At 39.5% G+C, this 17495-nt stretch carries 16 protein-coding genes; 11 read left to right on the top strand and 5 right to left on the bottom strand.

Annotated elements, in window-relative coordinates:
- Positions 1-421 precede the first annotated feature (421 nt).
- The 3 genes from CYAN7822_RS09275 to CYAN7822_RS09285 all read left to right on the top strand — a co-directional run bounded on the left by CYAN7822_RS09275 (position 422) and on the right by CYAN7822_RS09285 (position 5122).
- Complete coding sequence (locus CYAN7822_RS09275; protein ID WP_013321991.1) at positions 422-1825, top strand: hypothetical protein; 1404 nt, start codon at positions 422-424, stop codon at positions 1823-1825.
- A gap of 161 nt (positions 1826-1986) precedes the next feature.
- The gene (locus CYAN7822_RS09280) at positions 1987-2775 is read left to right on the top strand and encodes a WecB/TagA/CpsF family glycosyltransferase (protein WP_013321992.1); all 789 of its coding nucleotides are present in this window, start codon (positions 1987-1989) and stop codon (positions 2773-2775) included.
- A 61-nt stretch (positions 2776-2836) separates the two neighbouring features.
- Positions 2837-5122, top strand: coding sequence for a GumC family protein (locus CYAN7822_RS09285; protein WP_013321993.1), 2286 nt, complete (start codon positions 2837-2839; stop codon positions 5120-5122).
- Between the two features lie 43 nt (positions 5123-5165).
- Here the strand turns inward: CYAN7822_RS09285 and CYAN7822_RS09290 are convergent, their stop codons facing one another.
- Positions 5166-6296: an aldo/keto reductase gene (locus CYAN7822_RS09290; protein WP_013321994.1), complete on the bottom strand. Its 1131-nt coding sequence runs from the start codon at positions 6294-6296 to the stop codon at positions 5166-5168.
- Between the two features lie 51 nt (positions 6297-6347).
- The gene (locus tag CYAN7822_RS09295) at positions 6348-6851 is read right to left on the bottom strand and encodes a bifunctional nuclease family protein (protein ID WP_013321995.1); all 504 of its coding nucleotides are present in this window, start codon (positions 6849-6851) and stop codon (positions 6348-6350) included.
- Positions 6852-7114: 263 nt separating this feature from the next.
- Between CYAN7822_RS09295 and ribE the strand changes: the two genes are divergently transcribed.
- The 3 genes from ribE (at position 7115) to CYAN7822_RS09310 (ending at position 9437) form a co-directional block, all read left to right on the top strand.
- Positions 7115-7804, top strand: a complete 690-nt coding sequence (ribE, locus tag CYAN7822_RS09300) for a riboflavin synthase (RefSeq protein WP_013321996.1) — start codon at positions 7115-7117, stop codon at positions 7802-7804.
- Between the two features lie 194 nt (positions 7805-7998).
- Positions 7999-8427 carry a hypothetical protein gene (locus CYAN7822_RS09305; RefSeq protein WP_013321997.1) on the top strand — a complete coding sequence of 143 codons (429 nt, stop codon included), beginning with the start codon at positions 7999-8001 and terminating at the stop codon, positions 8425-8427.
- A 155-nt stretch (positions 8428-8582) separates the two neighbouring features.
- A complete protein-coding gene (locus CYAN7822_RS09310) occupies positions 8583-9437 on the top strand; it encodes a pentapeptide repeat-containing protein (protein WP_013321998.1) in 855 nt (284 codons plus the stop codon).
- Positions 9438-9538: 101 nt separating this feature from the next.
- On the opposite strand, the gene lpdA is transcribed toward CYAN7822_RS09310, so the two are convergent.
- Genes lpdA through CYAN7822_RS09325 form a run of 3 tightly spaced genes read right to left on the bottom strand, consistent with a single transcriptional unit; the run spans position 9539 to position 11788 of the window.
- On the bottom strand, positions 9539-10975 hold the full coding sequence (lpdA, locus tag CYAN7822_RS09315) for a dihydrolipoyl dehydrogenase (RefSeq protein WP_013321999.1): 1437 nt from the start codon (positions 10973-10975) through the stop codon (positions 9539-9541).
- 56 nt (positions 10976-11031) lie between these two features.
- Positions 11032-11493 (bottom strand): hypothetical protein, encoded by a 462-nt coding sequence (locus CYAN7822_RS09320; protein ID WP_013322000.1) that lies wholly within the window; start codon positions 11491-11493, stop codon positions 11032-11034.
- A 16-nt stretch (positions 11494-11509) separates the two neighbouring features.
- Positions 11510-11788 carry a hypothetical protein gene (locus CYAN7822_RS09325; RefSeq protein ID WP_013322001.1) on the bottom strand — a complete coding sequence of 93 codons (279 nt, stop codon included), beginning with the start codon at positions 11786-11788 and terminating at the stop codon, positions 11510-11512.
- A 279-nt stretch (positions 11789-12067) separates the two neighbouring features.
- On the opposite strand from CYAN7822_RS09325, the gene pap reads away from it, so the two are divergent.
- The 5 genes from pap to CYAN7822_RS09350 all read left to right on the top strand — a co-directional run bounded on the left by pap (position 12068) and on the right by CYAN7822_RS09350 (position 17471).
- Positions 12068-13561, top strand: coding sequence for a polyphosphate:AMP phosphotransferase (gene pap, locus CYAN7822_RS09330; RefSeq protein WP_013322002.1), 1494 nt, complete (start codon positions 12068-12070; stop codon positions 13559-13561).
- A gap of 73 nt (positions 13562-13634) precedes the next feature.
- A complete protein-coding gene (locus tag CYAN7822_RS09335) occupies positions 13635-14480 on the top strand; it encodes a hypothetical protein (RefSeq protein ID WP_013322003.1) in 846 nt (281 codons plus the stop codon).
- Positions 14481-14570: 90 nt separating this feature from the next.
- On the top strand, positions 14571-14858 hold the full coding sequence (locus tag CYAN7822_RS09340) for a hypothetical protein (RefSeq protein WP_013322004.1): 288 nt from the start codon (positions 14571-14573) through the stop codon (positions 14856-14858).
- Positions 14859-15107: 249 nt separating this feature from the next.
- Entirely contained in the window at positions 15108-15431 is a 324-nt protein-coding gene (locus tag CYAN7822_RS09345; RefSeq protein ID WP_013322005.1) for a cell division protein SepF, read from the top strand.
- A 504-nt stretch (positions 15432-15935) separates the two neighbouring features.
- Positions 15936-17471 carry a SagB/ThcOx family dehydrogenase gene (locus tag CYAN7822_RS09350; RefSeq protein WP_013322006.1) on the top strand — a complete coding sequence of 512 codons (1536 nt, stop codon included), beginning with the start codon at positions 15936-15938 and terminating at the stop codon, positions 17469-17471.
- Positions 17472-17495: the final 24 nt, after the last annotated feature.

The following is a 17495-nucleotide window of genomic DNA, read 5'->3' on the forward strand; positions in this document are numbered from 1 at the left end:
AAGACTAAGACTCCGTTTGAGAAACAAATATGGCGTAATTAGCCCCAAATATGCATCTAAATCGCAAAAAAAAGCCTATTGTTTACAAAAAACTCGGCATGGTGTATAATTAACCATTAAAAGCTTAACTCAAAAAAATTTGGCAAATCCAAAAGTCTAATTATGATTAATGCTACAAAATTCCTATGGGAAAATGATGAGTGAACAATCGGTTGGTGGAGTCAGATAAGGAAGGTTAAAAAAAATCCTCAAAAACCGAAAGTTTATAGATGAGTTCTATTTCAGGATTAGCTTACCTAACCGGCAAAATTTTATCTTGATCTTCTGGTCATTTCGAAGAATTGTGCCGGAAAATGACTGTTGTTCTTCCTCATTTTAAAGCGTTTAACAAAAACTAAAAATTAAGTTGTAATCAGAATTTATGACCCCTCAAGCCCAATTGGTGATGATTCTGTGGCTACCCATCACCTTTTATCTATTTACCCGCTTTTCACCTCGAACTGCTGTAATCATGAGTTTCATTGGTGGATTACTTTTTTTGCCCCAATCAGCCGGTTTTAAGCTGCCCCTGATTCCAGATTACCAAGGAATGGTAGCCACTTGTTATGGAATTATTTTAGGGGTAATCATTTATGATATTAAAACTTTGGCTAGATTTCAATTTCAATGGATCGATCTACCCATGTTAGTGTGGTGTATCTGTCCGATGTTTTCGTCTTTAAGTAATGACTTAGGGGCTTATGATGGATTCAACGCGACATTAACTCAAACCACCGAGTGGGGATTGCCTTATTTACTGGGTCGTCTCTATCTTAATAATTTAGCTGGACTCAAAGAGTTAGCGATGAATATTATTAAAGGAGGACTTCTTTATGTCCCTCTATGTTGGTTTGAATTTCGATTTAGTCCTCAGCTTCATCGGATCGTCTATGGTTATCATCCCCACCAGTTTGGCCAATCAGTCCGTCTTGGGGGTTACCGTCCTGTGGTTTTCATGCGACATGGATTAATGGTAGCTCTATGGATGATGCTGGTTACCTTAGTGATTTTTTGGTTATGGAAAGCTAAAGCCATACAAAAAATTTGGAGAATACCTATAAATTGGTTAGTGGGAATTATGCTGTTGACTTTTATCCTGCTTAGGTCCAGTGGAGCTTATATTTATTTCCTCTATGCCTTAATAATTTTATTTGCGGCTAAATGGCTGCGTACGAATCTACCTTTATTATTGTTAATGGCTGGTATATGTTATTATTTATTCATTAACATATCGGGACAATTTAATGGTGATGAACTGGTTTCTTGGGCAGCAAATTTCAACCAAGATAGAGCTTCATCTTTAGAGTTTAGATTTAAAAACGAAGAACTTCTAATCGCCAAAGCTAGGCAAAGAATGATTTTTGGTTGGGGCGGTTGGGGGCGTAATCGAGTCTACACCGAAAATTGGCAGGGTGAACTCGAAGATACCTCAGTTACAGATAGTTTATGGATTATCATCTTTGGAACTCAAGGGATCGTAGGAATAGCCAGTTTCACAACGATGATGTTGTTACCTGTCCTTAGATTTTGCATCTGGGGTTATCCATGTAGAACTTGGTTTAATCCGAAAATTGCGCCGGCTGCCGCTTTAGCAGTGGGATTACCTTTATTTGTGGTAGATTGCCTCTTGAATGCCATGCCATTGCCGGTTTTCCCCTTAATTTGTGGAGGATTGTCAGGGCTATCCTTTAAACCCATTACGGTTCGCCGCCCTCAATTGTCGAACTTAAAGGCGACTCAACGTTTTCTCAAAGGGCAGTCCAGGAGAGCTAAATTTCCCAATTGACAGAACCACTTTACAAGTTATACAACAACTTATACAACAACTTATACAGAAAAGCTGTAACACAAACCCATGTTATACAGGAGATTATACAAGGGTTTTGGATAATAGATCTTAGGGAAGCTTATGTAAGCCGATCAACTATCCTCATTCTGATAAGTTGTATGAAAGTCGTCAATTTTCTCAATACATCTATTCATAACCTAACCCAAAAAGAATTATTAGAAAGACTAACCCAATATGGGGGCATAGTAGTAACTCCCAATGTGGATCATATAATTAAATTACAAAAAGACCCTGAACTCTTAGAAGCCTATCAAGCATCAACTTATCGAGTTTGTGATAGTAAAATAGTTCAATATGCTTCACGATTTTTAGGAACTCCTATTAAAGAAAAAATTTCGGGTTCGGATTTCTTCCCCGCCTTTTATCAATATAATAAAAACAATCCGAATATAAAAATCTTTCTGCTAGGAGCCGAAGAGGGAGTAGCCCAAAAAGCCAGAGAAAACATTAATCAGAAATTGAAAAAAGAGATTATTGTAGATGCTTACTCACCTTCATTTGGTTTTGAGCAAAAAGAAGAAGAATGCCAGCAAATCATCGAGCGAATTAACCAATCGAAAGCAACAGTCTTAGCGATTGGAGTGGGTGCCCCTAAACAAGAAAAATGGATTATGAAATACAAACATCAACTTCATAATATTAAGATTTTTCTAGCCATCGGGGCTACTATAGACTTCGAAGCTGGGCATAAGCCTCGCTCTCCCAAATGGATGAGTGAAGTGGGAATAGAATGGCTATACAGGCTTTTGAGCGAACCTAAACGTCTCTGGAAGCGCTATTTAGTAGATGATGTCTATTTCTTCTGGTTGATCTTACAACAAAAACTCAAGCGCTATCAATCTCCCATCCACCGAGTCACAAGACCTATGGAGCCATCTGAAAATTAATCGGCTATTCATGGCAACTGCTGTACTTAACCTTATATACTTAAGGAAAAAGTAACTTGATATGGTAACTAAGTTTAATAAGTTTTCAGTGAGTGACCAATTTCAGGAATTTCCCTCTGAAGACCAAGAGGAAATTAGCAGTTCAAGTGCAAGAGGGTTGAACCTTAAACCCTTAATTCGAACTTTGATCCGAAAAGCTTGGCTGATCGTGGGGTTAACCACCCTAGGAACCAGTGGGGCTTTGGTTTGGAGTTTTCAAGACCCGGCCACCTACCAAGGCAATTTTTATCTCCTAGTTGAGCCAATTAGTCCATTTAGTAAAATGACTGACCCCACTACTATCGTACGCAGCAGCAACGGCGTACCTAATGAGCAGTTATTTGCTTTGGACTATCCCACCAACCTAGCTTTTTTGCAAAGTCCAGGAATGACGTTTAAATTAGCTAAGGGGATTCATGAACAAAAACCGGCAAAAAGTATTCCGGCGATTTGGCTAGATCTACGAGAAAATCTTAAAGTGGAAAGACTAGGAAACACATCATCCACTGCCACGAAAATTTTTGCGGTTACTTATAAAGGCGAAGATCCAGAAGAAGTCAAAACGGTTTTACAATCTGCTTCTGACACATTTTTAAAGTATAGTGCCGAAGATCGAGAAACGAGTCTAAAAGCCGGTGTAAAATTTATTGACCAGCAGCTACCTGAGATACAACAAAGGCTTAAAAAACTGCAATCACAGCAAGAAATGCTCCGCCGACAATATGACTTAATTGACCCAACCACAAAAGGACAAGACGTTCTGACTCAAGTGGGTAGTCTAACACAGCAATTGCTACAAGTGGAAGACCAACTCAAAACTCAGCAGTCACTTTACGAAAATTTACGACGACAATTAAATTTCTCTCCAGATGAAGCCTTAGCAGCATCCTCTCTCAGTCAAGACCCTACTCGCGTGGCTTTGCTCAATCAACTTCAGCAAATTGATAGTCAAATTGCCATTGAATCCAGTCGATTTACCTCAGAAAATCCCACTGTTCAAGTATTAGAACAACAAAAGAAAAATCTTTTAAAACTCTTAAATGAAAAAACTGAGGAAATCATCGCCAAAAATTCAATTGCTTTACCGGGAAACTCAAAGGTTTTAAATTATCAAGACCCCACTCGTTTGCAACTGATTAACCAACTTGTAGCAGCCAATAATCAAATTCAACAGTTGCAGGTGCAGTATAATTCCCTTCAACAGTATAAAACGCAATCAGAGAAACAAAGCAAATTATATCCAGGAATCATTCGTCAATATCAAGAGTTAGACAGACAAATCGCTCTCACCACTGATATTTTAAATCGACTCTTGACGCAACGAGAATCCTTAAAAGTTGAATCAGCCCAAGAGCTTCCTTGGCAACTGATCTCACCTCCTCAAATTCCTTTAGATAAAGATGGAAAGCCCATCTCTGAACCTCCTGACCGCAAAAAGAAATTACTCGCTGGCATCATGGGAGGGTTAATTTTAGGAGTAGGAATAGCCCTGTTATGGGAAAAACGAAAAAATATTTTTTATAATGCCGAAGATCTTAAAGATGTTGTTTCATTTCCGGTGGTTGGCAATATTCCTTGGGATAGCAAATTAGAAACTTCCTTGTACGGAACCCAAGCATCACCAACAAACTCATCCGAATTTGATCCAGCTTTAGAAACTCCTCCTATTTTCTCGATCCACGAGAGAGGATTACTGTTTTTAAACGCTTTCGATTTTCTATATAGTGAACTATCTTTTATTTATAATAGTCCTGCGCTTCATTCCTTAGTTGTCTCTTCTGTACAAGCTCAGGATGGTCAATCAACTGTTGCTTTATACTTGGCTAAAGCCGCCGCAGCAACTGGCAAAAAAGTGTTATTAGTGGATAGCAATTTAGCTAATCCTCAACTGCATTTGTGGTTGAATCTACCTAACTATAAAGGACTGAGCGATCTTTTAGTCGATGATGAATTAGCTTCTTACGATGTGATTGAGTCATCAAAAGAAGTGGAAAATCTCTATCTGTTATCAGCCGGTTGTGCTGAATCTCCCTCCACTAAACTCCTGTGGTTTCCGAGGATGCGTAGTTTAATGAGAGAATTTAAAGTCAGATATGATTTGATTATTTACGACGCTCCTCACTTCTATGAATCAACGGATATTGGTTTTCTAGGAGCGCAGACAGATGGAATTTTGATGGTGGCCGGAATCGGTAAAACTTCCTCATCCATCTTTAAACAAGCCATGAGCGAAATTGAAAAATTACGACTGCCGGTTTTAGGGATAGTGGCTAATCATCCCTCGCCCCCGCCATCGGGAATGTTTTAACAATTTCGAGAGAGAATTTGAGCATCATCCTCTCGATTCTCTCTCATTCCCATAAGCGACGACGTAATGGTCCATTCAGCCGTTGATGAGTATCAAATAGTAACTCGGGAATATTTAACTGTTCTGGACAGCGAGGGAGACATTGGCCGCAATGAGTACAACTGTCCGCTTTCTGACCAGGAAACCAATGACCTGCATTTTTAAACATTCGATAACGATATTGGCCAAAATCTGTCATTTCGTAAGCAACAGCCAAATTCCGCAGACGCAAAACTTCAGGGATATTAATTTCTTCTGGACAGGGAAGACATTGGTAACATTGACGACAAAGATCAGTATTTAAAGTTTGATGGAGATGAGCCTCTAAACGTTCCATGACAGCCATTTCCGCTTCCGTCAAGGGATAATCTTGATCAGCCACTTTAAGAGGTTCGATTAATTCTTCTGGGTTAGACGGACCAACGCTGAGGGTAGTAATTCGAGGATCGCTCAACAAAAATCGATAATTGAGTTCTAGAGGTGAAAAAGGTTGACACAACTGAGATAGAGTAGGAGGCGGATTATAAAGACCACCTCCCTTATCGGCTGGAGAGATAATAAAAATCCCCATATCCTTTTGGGCCGCTAAGGCGATCGCCTCTTGATGACGTTGAAAGAAATAATAATAATGTAGATTAACAAACTCAAACAAATCCGTATTAATCGCGGCCAAAATTAATTCTAAGTCTCCATGAGTAGAAAAACCAATATGACAAATTTTTCCCTCTTCTTGAGCTTTTTTTAAGGCTAAAAAACCTCCGGTTTGAGCAGCAAAAGGAGCTAAATGTTCCCAGGTATTAATTCCATGAATCGCGACACAATCGATATAGTCTAACTGTAACTTGTGGAGAGATTGCTCGAGAAGGCAGCGCATTTGCTCTTTATCTAGAGTCGGTGGGAGCTTAGTTGTAATATATAGTTGTTCTCGAGGAATGGGGAGATTTTTTTTCAGGATATTGCCTAAATATTGCTCGCTTTGACCATAGTTATGAGCGGTTTCTAGATGATTTATTCCTTGTTCTATAGCCCCTAGCAGAGTTTTTTCAAACATTGATGCGGACGCTAGGCACCGCATGGTTCCTAAGGAAAATACCGATAATTTTAAATGGGTTTTCCCGAACCGTCGATAGCGCATAAGCAATTTTCGTCTTTTAAGTTTAGATTTGAAACAAGAGACTAAGGGATTTTAGGATTCATCAGGATTTGCTCCTCCCCGTTGAATAAGGTCTTCAGGACGTAAATTAGAAAGAAACTCTTTAAAGGCTCGTCTTTCTTCTTCATCAGCATCCCTATCTACCGGAATAGAAGCATCAGCAATCACTTCTTCCATAACCCAGATGGGACTTCCTGTACGCAGAGCAATAGCGATAGCATCACTGGGACGACAATCAATTTCTTTGGTTTTGTCGCCGATTTTTAGACACAAAATCGCATAAAACGTATTATCTTGTAAAGCGTGAATGATAATACGTTCTAGTTCCATTTGCCAGGCTTCTATAATATTAACAATCAAATCGTGAGTTAATGGACGAGGGGGTTTTTGTTGTTCTAAAGCTCCAATAATTGCCTTAGCTTGATCTTGCCCAATATATATAGGTAAGGCACGACGATCTGAGCCATCTTTCAGCAAAACTATGGGACTGCGGGTGATGGCATCCAAGGCAATTCCAGCAACTTTCATTTCGATCATGGCATGATCCTCTATAATACACAAATAAATAACACAGAATTGCTCAAGATTGAATAGATGATTATCTCGCTCTTGATTTAGTTACCTTTCCAGGCCATCCTTCATCCTCATGGAGGATGAGAATTCGGCGAGTAATGGGATACATTCACAGTATGCCCTAGGATAGGGTAAAATAACATTCAACTTTATGAAAAAAAAACATCTTGTTCGTCTAGGACGCTATCATTTTTGTAGCTAATCTCCATTTTATCTTTGGAAAAGCTGTGTTTACAGGATTAATACAAGGTTTAGGTACTATTGAGACCCTCTCTCAAGATCGTTTTACCCTCTCAGTATGCAAGAGTGCCAGTCATTCTATTTTATCCGATTTAGAGATCGGCGATAGTGTAGCCGTCGATGGCGTTTGTCTCACCGTAGAAGAAATACTTTTTAATGGGTTTATCGCCACAGCTTCTCCTGAAACTTTACAACGAACCACATTAGGAAGACGTTCTCAAGCGGCAGAGTATGTTAATCTAGAACCCTCTCTGCGAGTAGGAAATAAACTTGGTGGGCATTTTGTTAGTGGTCATGTGGATGGTTTAGGTTGTTTAGCTGAAGCAATCTCTAGAGAAAAAGCTTGGGAATTAACTTTTTGTTCTCCCTCATTTTTATTGGAACAATGGCAAAGCTATATTGCTCGTTATTTAGTCCAAAAAGGCAGTATTTCCGTAAATGGAATTAGTTTGACCATCGCCGATTGTGATGCTCAAAGAAATTGGTTTAAAGTTTCTGTGATCCCTCATACTTATACAGAGACTAATCTCTCTTATCTTAACCCAGGAGATTTAGTTAATTTAGAATGTGATATTTTGGGAAAATATGTAGAGCAATTGCTCTCTTATCCTTCAGCTAAAAAGGATAAAAATACACAAATTTCTCTAGATTTTTTAACAGAAAATGGTTACTTATAGAAGATATTCAAGTCAAGCTATTAACAATAGATTAACATGAGTTATTGAGTATCTATTTGCTTGCCTCTTCCTGAAGAAATATTTATTAAGTAATCTTTTTGACAAAAGTTTACCTCTAAGGGTCGATCTAATCTTAACTATTGTCAATCAAGATATAAATGATATAGCTAACCAAAGCCATAAGGATTTAAGCAATGAAAACAGATACTTTATACAATCAGCTAAAAAAATATACTCAAAAATTCCTATTAGTATTTAGTTGTTTATTAGCTTTAATTGTTGGCTGGTCAGGAAATGGAATTAATCTCGCTAATGCTGCAACAGGTGGAAATAATATTCCTCTGATTGCTGACTTTGATCCTTCTGGTATTCGTAATCAAATCGAAGGAAAAACCAAGGAAATAGAAGGCCGCACGCAGAAAGACCTAGGAAAAGCTGAAAGTAAATTTGACGAAGCGGCTAAGACAGCTAACCGAAAAGCCGATGAAGCCACAGCCGAACTGAAAAAAAATACCCAAGACAGTATCAAAGAAAGTGAAAAGGCTTTAGAAAAAGCTGGCAACCAAACTCAAGATACTGGAGAAGGGGTAATTGATTCTATCAAAGAATTTTTCAACAAATAAACTAACAATTTTGTTCGTTGCATAGGTGTAGAAATTATCAGGCATCCTACTGGGATGCCCTTTTGTTTTTTCCGTATTTATACGAATTGATTGATAAAAGTTATTTTTTATACTGAGATACAGCAATTGATCATCTTATATCCTGGAATGTTCTAATGAGTGATAGTACACAGATAAAACTTTTAAAAGAAAATGTCCTGTTATGGAATCAATGGCGACAACAAAATCACTTTGTTATCCCTGATTTAAGTGGCGCAAATCTAAGACAAGTTAATTTAAGTGAAGCTAATTTAAGTGGAGCTAACTTAAGTAAAGCTGATTTAAGTGGAGCTAATCTGCATAAAGCTCAGTTGAGAAAAGCCAACTTACAACAAGCGCAATTAAAACAGACTAATTTGTCTGAAGCGGACCTCATTCAAGCTAATCTATCCCAAGCCATATTGACTGATGCGAATTTGAGCAAAGCTTATTTAAGTTTGGCTGATCTAAGTGGAGCCGATCTCAGGGAAGCCAATTTATACAAAGCCTATTTATTGGAAGCTTGCTTAAGAGAAACCCGCCTAGAAAGGGCTAAGTTGCTCCGAGCAGATTTACAAAAAGCAATTCTGATTAAAACTCAATTGAGCGAAGCCAATTTAGAAAAAGCTAACCTAACTCAAGCAGTGGTACAAGATATTATCGCCTTCAAGACGAACTTTAGAGAAGTCAAATTAATCAAAGCCACCTTATCTAACTGGACAATTAACCAAGAAACCGAATTAGAAGGCATGATCACCGACAGCGAATCTTCAAAACCTGAAGAACAAAAATCCTTTGCTGAGATTTCTTTGAAAAATTTAATCTCCAGTGACGTTAATCAAAGCTATCAACAATCCAAATGGGTTTCACGAACTTTTCCAACCCGCTTGAATAATAACCCATTATCAGAAAACCCCCAAGAATCTCCCCATAGCCAAGAATTGGCTCAACATAAATTAAGGGCTGAAAGATTAAAAAACCTAATTAGTTAAGATAACAAAGTAACAGAGAATCGGGGAAAGGCGCAAAGTAGACCTTCGTTTAACCTTTTCCCCATTCAGATAACCTTTTTTAAAGAATCATCGAACTCAGCTTAAGGTAGTGCAACTTCTGCGCGTTTATAAGCCTCATCTAGGACTTCACTGAGAGTCGGATGGGTATGAACATTAAAGGCGAGATTTTGCACAGAGGAACGAGTCGCGATAGCATTAGCCGCCTCTTGAATTAAGTCAGAAGCATGAATTCCAATAATATGAACACCCAACACTTCGCCATTGTCTTTACGATAGACAACTTTAGCCATCCCTTCGGTTTCTCCTTCGGCTAAGGCTTTAGAATTGCCTTTAAAATAGGTTTTAGCCGTAGCCACTTCAAAACCTTCCTGTTCGCCTAATTCTCGCGCTGCTGGTTCAGTAAAGCCGACATAGCTAATTTCTGGATGGGTAAAAGCGGCTGCCGGGATACTGCGATAGTCAATAGTTTTCTCGCGTCCACAGATATTTTCTACTGCCACAACCCCTTGTCCTGAAGCGGCATGAGCTAACATCATTTTACCCGTTGCATCTCCCACGGCCCAGAGATGGGGAACCGGTTCACCGTCTCGAAGAACCGCCATTTTGTCATTCACCGGGATAAACCCACGCCGATCGAGTTCTACCCCAATGGTTTCTAAGCCTAAGTTTTTCGTGGCAGGAACCCGCCCTGTGGCCACTAAACAAGCGTCTACCTCAATGGTATCGATAATTTCTTTGGTTTTCGCATCTGCCAGTTCAATCACCACAGGAGAACCCGGCTTGACTGTTTTCGCCAAAGTTCCGACATAAGTTTCAATATCACGGGATTTAATTAAAATTCTTTCAGCTAACTTAGAAATTTCTGGATCGAATCCTGGCATTAGGGTATCTAGGGCTTCGATCATGGTCACTTCACAGCCTAGGGCGGTGTAAATATCAGAGAATTCTAATCCTATATAGCCGCTTCCAATTATCGCGATCCACTGGGGTAAATTGGCTAATTTGACCGCTTCGTCACTGGTGAAAACCGTTTGATGATCTACCGTGATTCCTGGGGGAACAAAAGGATTAGATCCCGGACAGAATAATATATCTCGGGCGGTGAGAATTTTTTCGCCGTTATCCGTAATAACACTTACTTTTTGCACATCTACCAATTTTCCCCAACCGCGAATTGTCTCTACCTTAAGACGTTTGAGACTGTTGGTGAGATCTCCTCGAATTTTATCGACTAAATTATTGGCATGATTGGCGATAGCTTGTTGATCATAATCAATTCCATTAATGTTAATTCCCAAACTCTTGAGATGATCAGTATCTCTTAACTCTCTGACTCGTCCGGATGCGGCTAATAGGGCTTTTGAGGGGATACAACCTCGGTTAACACAAGTTCCCCCCATATCTTTTGCTTCAATGATAGCCGTTTTCAGCCCACATTTTACCGCATGTAGAGCGGCTCCATGTCCTCCTACTCCTGCACCTATAATCACTAAATCATAATCAAACTGGTCACTCATAACCTCTCCTGTATTTAAGTTTTTGATGATCTATTTTAGGCTGAAATTGATAACTTTTACTCACCCTTGCAGTAGGTATTAATTTTTTCTCCTAATTCTCGTTCTCTTTTGCTGGCTCGTCTGACTTTTTCTTGTGCCGCTTTAGCCGCAATTCTATCTTTAGTTTCCCAAACTTTAACGATTTCCCGAGTCGCTTCTGCATAATCTCGATAAATTTGAGCAAACCCGACTTTATACTCTTGTAACGTTGGATCACTAATTTCCATTTTTTCTATATTTTGTGCGGCTTGTTCTATTTCATCCGCCGCCGCCAACCAAGTTTTCATATCAATTTCCTGTCCACTTTTTGTTAGGGTTTTTGTTTCTTTGGTTATTTCATCAGCCATTTTAAAAATTTTTTGGCATTGAAATGACTTACTTTCCGCACAGCCGCTTATTAAATAATTCAACAGGATTACTAAGGCTATTATTTTTTTGGTTTGACCGATTTTTTGACAAATACCGCGTTTTATAAGCATCTTGACTAGGAGTTTTTTATTGAGGGTTTTCACTGTTCAATAGTTTAACAAAAATCCGTAGGACTTCTGTTAATTGATCAAGCTGTTCTTTGGATTGAGCTTGACTGTCTACCAAAGTTTGCAGGGCTTCTGTTAAAGCAAATATCTGGTAACTTTGTTGTTGACTTTGATTTTGAACTTGAGCCGCTAAAGCATCTAATTTCTCGGCGAGACGTTCTACTGTTTCAGTAGTCGCTAGAACTGCCTCTCCAATTTTTTTGACAATGATTTCTAATTGCTGTAAATCGGTCGCCATGAGTTTTTTTATTATTAGTTTTTGTCGAATTATCAACTAATTTGTATGATAAAATAAAGTTGACTCGTGGTAGAGCAGAGATAAACAAATAGTTAAAATATTCTTTGGCTTGTCTGATGAGCATTATCCCGGCAGGCCGAAACACCTGTACTCATTAAAAATTATTTCTCTGAAATCACTAATTTACTTTTATAGCGCAAAGCAGGTAACAGGGAATAGAGAAACAGGAACCCTTAACAAATTCTGCCTCCTGTGCCACTAACCACTAACCAGGACAAAATGCTAAATACCCTTGATTTAGAGTTAACCCTTGATAAAGAAACCTACAAATCTCAGATAGAAGACTTAATGCGTCAGTTGTGTTCTTTACAACAGACTTGTTGGGAACAAAAACTGCCAGTGATTGTAGTTTTAGAAGGATGGGCAGCAGCCGGCAAAGGCTCTTTAGTCAAAAAAATCGTTAACTACATGGACCCTAGAGGTTTTGCGGTTCACCCGATATTAAATCCTTCGCCTCAAGAAGAACGTTTTCCTTTCCTCTGGCGTTTTTGGCATAAATTACCCGCCAAAGGCAGTATAGGATTTTTCTATCACAGTTGGTACACTCATATCTTAGAAGATCGCTTATTTAAACGCTTACCAGATGCTCTAGCCCCCTCTGTAATGAGAGATATTAATGCCTTTGAGCGTCAGTTAGTAGATGATGGGGCAGCGATCGCGAAATTTTGGATTCATCTGAGCCGCAAAGAATTAAAGAGCCGCTTAAAAAAATACGAAACCGATGAGTTAGAATCTTGGCGAGTGCGTCCGGAAGATTGGCAGCAAGCCAAAAATTATGATCAATATGCTGCCCTGGCTGAAGAAATGATCACCTATACCAGTACGGGATCAGCCCCCTGGACATTAGTCGAAGGAAACTGTCAGCGCTATGCTCGAATTAAAGTGTTATCGCAGTTAGTCGCCACCATTGTTCAAGCCCTAGATCAACTCAAAAATAGCCCCAAGAGTCATAGCACCCTAGCACCTCAACAAGAACTACTCTCTACAGAACCGGATTTTCTGGCCAAGGTAGATCTAAACTTATGTTTAGACAAAGAAAATTACAAACAACGGTTACGACAGGCACAAGTAGAATTACGTAAACTACAACTGAGTGTCTTTAAAACCAATATCCCTGTATTAGTGATTTTTGAAGGATGGGATGCTGCCGGCAAAGGAGGAGCCATTAAACGCTTGACAGACACCTTAGATCCTCGCAGTTATAAAGTAAATAGTTTTGCCGCTCCCACCACTGAAGAATTACAACATCATTATCTGTGGCGTTTCTGGCGACACCTTCCAGGAGCAAGAACCATCGGGATTTTTGACCGCAGTTGGTATGGACGAGTTTTAGTCGAAAGAATAGAAGGCTTTGCTACAGAAATCGAGTGGAGAAGGTCTTATCAAGAAATCAATGAATTTGAAGCCCAACTGACAGATTCAGGCTATGTTCTCGTAAAGTTTTGGCTTCATATCAGCCAAGATGAGCAACTGCTACGCTTTGAAGAACGAAAAAATAATCCCTTTAAGCAATATAAACTAACCGAAGAAGATTGGCGCAATCGAGAGCAATGGAATTTATATTATGTGGCTGTCAATCAAATGATTGCTCGTACTAGCACACCGGCTGCACCTTGGACGATTATTCCAGGGAATGATAAATATTATGCACGAGTTAAAGTTTTAGAAACCGTAATTGAGGCGATTAAAGCCGAACTAAAGAGAAGGAGTTAAGATAATAGTAGCTTTAATCCTTTTAAACTCAAGTGTAATCCGTCTTAAGTTTGAATACCTCCATTATTAAGTTATGAAAAAAGTTGTTTTAATGGTTTTTCTGGCAGGGCTGCTTGGAGGCTGTGGTCTGTTTGGCAAAAAAACAGACGAGACAGCAACCACTCAACCCTCGCCGGTTCCCAATGCTAGTCCCTCTCCGGCTGCCACACCGCCTCAACCCTTTGACAAAGACAAAGCACAAGTCAATGGCTCTAACGGTGATATAGACATAGCAGGATTAATTCCTTCAAGACCCCCTAATCAAGTCCCCATCAAAAACGGACGGACAGATCCCTTTGCGGTGGTTCCAGTGAGACCAACAATTAAGATTGATCCCACTAAAGGCCCGCTAAAACCCCCTATAGTCCCCGTAGAACCAAGATCAAATAACACTAATTCTCTGGGGCCTACTAAAAACACTAACACCGCCAACAATCCCCCCAACTCGAACAAGTCTAAATCCTCTAGTTCCTCTACAGGTAGGACGAAAAGTGGTAAACAGGTTCCGGCCTCCAGTAAATCTCAATCTCCGGTTGCTCAAAAACAGCCTGTCATTCCGCCGGCACCACCTGAACCCAAAGAAGCCGAGTCTATCTATGTTTCGGGAGTGGTGGGCTTACCCTCAAGGCCTATTGCCATTGTCAAAGTCCCCGGCGAAAATGTCGAGCGTACAGTGACCTCTGGATCATTTTTAGCTAATGGACAGGTGCTAGTGAAAGCCATTTATGCTTATTCTGATAATCCCGTCGTGATTTTAGAACAATACGGGATTCAAGTCACTAAAAAAGTGGGTGAGGCTCCTGTAGAAGCTCAAGCACCAGACACCCCAGCACCAGACACCCCAGCACCAGACACCCCAGCCAATCCCCAAAAATCTTAGCTGAAAGCGAGCCGCTTCCACTCTTAAACCTAAGTTCAATTCATCATTAATGATCCATGAGAATAATTGTATAAGGAGGTTATTAAAACTGTGTCCCCCATCCCTGTAGAACAGCGACAAGAAAAAATTGTTTATTCCTCATTACCCTTAGCTGTCTATCGAGAATTAGCCGCTCATTTAGAGCAAATAGAAGGCCTTACCACTGAGTTAATGCCTCAAACCTCTGAACAATTCGATTATTATCAAAGCCAAATAGGCGGATTATTAATCAATTATCCAGCTTCTTTAAATAGTGGTTGTACAGAGCAAATTGAGAAAATTTTGAACTATTATGCTCATCGTTATGGCAGTTATCAACGTCAGTCCATAAGCGGTTAAATTGAAATAAAAATTTCCTCCTTGCACCTTAATTAGTCAATTGGTTTGAAGAGCAACTCATAAAGCTGGCGGCTTATTCTCAACAGATACTTAAGAAATCCAACTAATTTTATTCATCAACTATAAAAATTTAATTATTTCTTTAGATTTGAACGGGTTAGCTAACTGGTTTATCGTTGTTAGCTCGTACCGCTTTGACTATAATGTCAAGTACAAGATTTAACAAAGCCGCTTAAATAAACTTAAAATATGGTTCATCACTCCCCTATCAACCCAATTGTTCCGAATTTTAAAGATTCTGAGATTGTTGTTTTAGAACTTCACTCAGAAAAAGACACAGAGCAAGCACTCTCGATTTTGCGGCAACGCAAACCCGTAATTTTAAAGCTAACTCGACTCAAGCCAGAAAAAGCCCAGCGAGTAGTAGACTGGATGGCTGGCGGAACTTATGCAATTGATGGTCGAACCGTCTGGATTGGTGAACAGACTTTTCTGTTTGTCCCTAGTTCGGTTGAGGTGGTATCATCTAAGAAAAAACCTTCCTCAATCTCTCCTCGTTTAGCGATCAACTAAAGCTTCCTAGGCTTCTCCATTCACTCAAGTGCATCAAGACCCTATATTGATACAAATAAGGAAAATAAGCCCTTATACCTCTAGCTCGTCAGGAGAATAGACCATAGAGGAAAATTTTTTCATTTCAAGACATCTTTAACAATTCTTGACACCATCTGCTTTGTTGCTCTTCCATCGCGGATTTATTTGGAGTGAGTGCAAGCCATAAAAAAAATTCATCTTCATTAAAAAAGATGCTAGGGTATTTTATTTTTGTTTCTGGGCGGCTAATCTTTCTTAAGTGCAGATTTTTTCCTCAAACTTTTTTAAAAAATATTTGAGACTTGGTTGTAAAAATTATTATACTATTGGCTCTTAATTACTCATTAAAGCTATGATTATATAGCAACCCCCAAAACGAGTTAGGACAGCCCTTTTGCAACAGGAGAAAATCCTTGTGACTTCTAAGTCGGTAACTCCTGACTCTTGCTATACAAGGCACAGCAAAACCATTAAAGTAATTCCATGCCAGACTTGCAAGCATCCATCGCCCACTATTATCATCAGCGAACCAAGTACGACCCTAATACCATTGCCTCAAAAAATAAAGTCCTCGACTGGTCAAAACAACCGTTTCCCTTCAAAGAATACAAAATCGGCAATATTTTTGACCTCAAACCATACCTATCAAGTCCCTTAAGCACCTCTTCAGATGCAAAAGTTCAAGAGTGGCGACGACTAAGCCGCTTGCTGGCCTGTAGTTACGGGTTAACTGCCAAACTATCGACGATGGGAGGCCCCCCCATCTATTTAAGAGCCGCGCCTTCAGCCGGTGGGCTATATCCAGCAGAAATATATCTGATTTCTGGAGGAACTTCTCTACTACCGGCAGGTTTATATAATTATCAAGCCCTCAACCATTCTCTAATTCATTTTTGGGAAAGTGAGGTGTGGGAGGAATTAGCAAAAGCTTGTTTTAGACATCCCGCCCTTGAGCATACCCAATTAGCGCTAGTCACTACAGCCATATTTGAGCGTTCCGCTTGGCGTTATGAAGACCGAGCTTACCGGCGTATTTTTTTAGATACAGGACATTTACTCGGAAATATAGAATTAGCCAGTGCTATTAATTATTATCGCCCTTACCTGATAGGAGGATTTACCGATTCAGTCATTGATGAACTCCTATATCTTGATCCTGAACAAGAAGGCGTGATCACGGTGATTCCTCTCATAGATTTAACAGAAAATCAGCCAAAAATTGAACCCGCAAAAACCGCTTTACCTTCTACTATTAATACCCAATATCCTAATATTGCCGATGGAGAATTACTAAAATACTTTCATAAAGCCACCCAAATCAATCAAGCTGAAACCCCCTCTTCTTTAGCCGAAGTCGAGGAAAATAGCCCAGGAGAAGATAAATATAACTTTCCTTTCTGTTTAAAAGTTTCTACTTCGTGCCCCCCCATTGACTGGGGAGAAGGGTTAACCGGCATAGAAACCACCATTTTAAAACGAAGGTCAACCCGCGCTTATAGTGGTGCCGACTTAACCCTAGATGAACTCAAAGCCTTACTAAATTTTACCTATCAACCTCAAGATTATATCGGGCAAGGATTAGATGGAAATCCCGATTATTTTGATTTAAAATTACTACAAACTTTTGTAGGAGTATCTGGCGTAAAAGGATTAGAAGAAGGCTGTTATTATTATGCTCCAAAAGCTCAGGAACTAAGACAGATCCGCTTTAAAAACTTTCGTCAAGAATTACATTTCTTGTGTTTAGGACAAGAATTAGGGCGAGATGCCAGTGTGATGATTTTTCATACCGCAGATTTAAATAAGGCTGTCGCTAAATATGGTGATCGCGTTTATCGCTACTTACACATGGATGCTGGACATTTAGGACAGCGTTTAAATTTAGCCGCCATTTATCTAAATTTGGGAGTAAGCGGCATCGGGGGATTTTTTGATGATCAAGTGAATGAAGTGTTAGGAATTCCGCCTGATGAAGCCGTGATTTATATTACCACTTTGGGACGGCCTAGGTTAGGCTAAATTAGGCAAAATTGTAACAAGGAG

Origin of the sequence: Gloeothece verrucosa PCC 7822, from assembly GCF_000147335.1 — a bacterium.
In the GTDB taxonomy this organism is placed as follows: Bacteria; Cyanobacteriota; Cyanobacteriia; order Cyanobacteriales; family Microcystaceae; genus Gloeothece; species Gloeothece verrucosa.

What these genes read in the sequence shown, in the direction of transcription:
- CYAN7822_RS09325 (WP_013322001.1), bottom strand. Translation starts at nt 11,788, where the DNA reads ATGGCGACCGATTTACAGCAATTAGAAATCATTGTCAAAAAAATTGGA.
- CYAN7822_RS09280 (WP_013321992.1), top strand. Translation starts at nt 1,987, where the DNA reads ATGAAAGTCGTCAATTTTCTCAATACATCTATTCATAACCTAACCCAA.
- CYAN7822_RS09335 (WP_013322003.1), top strand. Translation starts at nt 13,635, where the DNA reads ATGAAAAAAGTTGTTTTAATGGTTTTTCTGGCAGGGCTGCTTGGAGGC.
- CYAN7822_RS09350 (WP_013322006.1), top strand. Translation starts at nt 15,936, where the DNA reads ATGCCAGACTTGCAAGCATCCATCGCCCACTATTATCATCAGCGAACC.
- CYAN7822_RS09290 (WP_013321994.1), bottom strand. Translation starts at nt 6,296, where the DNA reads ATGCGCTATCGACGGTTCGGGAAAACCCATTTAAAATTATCGGTATTT.
- pap (WP_013322002.1), top strand. Translation starts at nt 12,068, where the DNA reads ATGCTAAATACCCTTGATTTAGAGTTAACCCTTGATAAAGAAACCTAC.
- CYAN7822_RS09305 (WP_013321997.1), top strand. Translation starts at nt 7,999, where the DNA reads ATGAAAACAGATACTTTATACAATCAGCTAAAAAAATATACTCAAAAA.
- CYAN7822_RS09275 (WP_013321991.1), top strand. Translation starts at nt 422, where the DNA reads ATGACCCCTCAAGCCCAATTGGTGATGATTCTGTGGCTACCCATCACC.
- lpdA (WP_013321999.1), bottom strand. Translation starts at nt 10,975, where the DNA reads ATGAGTGACCAGTTTGATTATGATTTAGTGATTATAGGTGCAGGAGTA.
- CYAN7822_RS09295 (WP_013321995.1), bottom strand. Translation starts at nt 6,851, where the DNA reads ATGATCGAAATGAAAGTTGCTGGAATTGCCTTGGATGCCATCACCCGC.
- CYAN7822_RS09310 (WP_013321998.1), top strand. Translation starts at nt 8,583, where the DNA reads ATGAGTGATAGTACACAGATAAAACTTTTAAAAGAAAATGTCCTGTTA.
- CYAN7822_RS09285 (WP_013321993.1), top strand. Translation starts at nt 2,837, where the DNA reads ATGGTAACTAAGTTTAATAAGTTTTCAGTGAGTGACCAATTTCAGGAA.
- CYAN7822_RS09320 (WP_013322000.1), bottom strand. Translation starts at nt 11,493, where the DNA reads ATGCTTATAAAACGCGGTATTTGTCAAAAAATCGGTCAAACCAAAAAA.
- CYAN7822_RS09345 (WP_013322005.1), top strand. Translation starts at nt 15,108, where the DNA reads ATGGTTCATCACTCCCCTATCAACCCAATTGTTCCGAATTTTAAAGAT.